At 68.9% G+C, this 1,657-nt stretch carries 2 protein-coding genes; one reads left to right on the top strand and one right to left on the bottom strand.

What is annotated here, in order from left to right:
- Window positions 1–117: 117 nt before the first annotated feature.
- The gene (locus tag ABZ707_RS33435; protein WP_360182656.1) at window positions 118–645 is read left to right on the top strand and encodes a hypothetical protein; all 528 of its coding nucleotides are present in this window, start codon (window positions 118–120) and stop codon (window positions 643–645) included.
- Here ABZ707_RS33435 and ABZ707_RS33430 read toward each other — a convergent pair.
- Window positions 593–1,387 carry an IS5 family transposase gene (locus ABZ707_RS33430; RefSeq protein WP_112441909.1) on the bottom strand — a complete coding sequence of 265 codons (795 nt, stop codon included), beginning with the start codon at window positions 1,385–1,387 and terminating at the stop codon, window positions 593–595. The two genes, ABZ707_RS33435 and ABZ707_RS33430, sit on opposite strands and share 53 nt — an antisense overlap.
- Between the last annotated feature and the right edge of the window lie 270 nt (window positions 1,388–1,657).

The following is a 1,657-nucleotide window of genomic DNA, read 5'->3' as shown; positions in this document are numbered from 1 at the left end:
AGAAGCCGTATCTCAACCGAACATGATCGCTTGATTTTCGCTGGTCAGGCATGGTCTAGCTCGGAATGAGGGAGGCATGCGGCGTCTTGTTTCGGCTCCGTGATCGAGGGGTGCGCGATGGCGTCGGTGCTGGGAATTCTGGAGGAGCGGGAGACAGCAGCCCGGGTGCGGGTGGAAGGGCTGCGGGAGGAAGTCGCGTGGCTGGCTGGGGTGTTGGAGGCCGCAGAGATCGCGCTGGACCGGCGGGTGATCGCGCGGGAGGAACTGGTCGAGGCCCTGGCAGCTTCGGCTGTCGAGACCACCGCCGTGACCGAGACCGAGGCAGAGCAGGAAACCGCGCCCTCGCCGGTGCCGGGTTCGATCGTGCCGCCTTGGCGCGAAGGACTGCCGGTGACGGTGCTGGCGCCGGACTACCAGCGGATTCTTGGTGTGCTGGAGGAGCGGCAGCCGGCGGACCAGGGGTCGCTGAAGGCCAGGGAGATCACGGTTCAGCTGGGCTTGGAGACAACGTCGGCGAAGGTCGAGGGGGTGCGCTCGAAGGCCCGGCGCCTGGCGGAGCGCGGGTGGCTCGTGCAGGAGACGTCGGGGGCGTTCAGCGTCGGCCGGCGGCCCGTGGCCGTGCCAGACGCCGGCTCATCCGCGTGACCATCGACCACCGGATCAGTGCCTCGCTGCTGGCCGGCAACGTCTCGTAGTCCCGGGCCAGCCGACGCGAATGCATCAGCCACGCGAACGTGCGCTCTGCCACCCAGCGCCTGGGCAGCACCACGAAACCCTCCATGTCATCGGTGCGCTTGACGATCTCCAAGGTCAGCGCGAGTTTCTGACGGCACCAGTCGACGAGGGAGCCGGTGTAGCCGCCGTCGGCCCAGACGAGGGTGATGTCGCGGTGCAGACGGCGCAGCCGCCTCAGCAGGCCCGTGGCGGCGTCCCGGTCGCCGATGTTCGCGGCGGTGACCGCGACGACCAGGAGCAGGCCGAGCGTGTCGGTCACGATGTGCCGCTTTCGCCCGGGCACCTTCTTCCCGCCGTCGTAGCCGCGTGAGGAGGCCGGCACCGTCGCGGCGGCCCGCACCGACTGCGCGTCGATGATTCCCGCCGTGGGCTCGGCCTCACGGCCCTCGCGCTCACGGACCTTCCCGCGCAGCCGGTCGTGGAACTCGGTGATCAGCCCGTGCTCGCGCCAGCGGCGGAAGAAGGCGTAGACCCGGCCCCAGGCGGGGAAGTCCGCGGGCATCGCCCGCCACGAGATACCGCCCGCGACCAGGTAGCGGATCGCGTCCAGCAGTTGGCGGTGGCAGTAGGCTTCCGGCTGCCCGCCCCGGCCCTGGAGCCAGGCCGGCACCGGCAGCAACGGCCGGATGGCCGCCCACTCCGAGTCCGTCATGTCCGACGGATACCGGCGTTCCCGATCGGGATGATCGGCCGCGTTGCCGTACACGTGTGCGAGGCAATCACACGATAGAGCAGCCGAGTTGAACTGCACGGGCTCGGACGCGTACAACAACGACACCAGGGCCTCCCGGCATTGCTTGGTTAGATTCGCATCCCCGAGCTACCGAGAGGCCCTGTCTTCATGCGCGCACAACGGGAAGATCACCCCGGCGGGAAACCTGTTCGACCCGCACGTTCCATGATCGGTTGAGATACGGCTTCT

This window comes from Streptomyces sp. NPDC006923, from assembly GCF_040635655.1.
GTDB lineage: Bacteria > Actinomycetota > Actinomycetes > Streptomycetales > Streptomycetaceae > Streptomyces.
The sequence above is the reverse complement of the archived record's forward strand: the minus strand, read 5'-3'. Positions and strand labels throughout refer to the sequence as shown.

What these genes read in the sequence shown, in the direction of transcription:
- ABZ707_RS33435 (WP_360182656.1), top strand. Translation starts at nt 118, where the DNA reads ATGGCGTCGGTGCTGGGAATTCTGGAGGAGCGGGAGACAGCAGCCCGG.
- ABZ707_RS33430 (WP_112441909.1), bottom strand. Translation starts at nt 1,387, where the DNA reads ATGACGGACTCGGAGTGGGCGGCCATCCGGCCGTTGCTGCCGGTGCCG.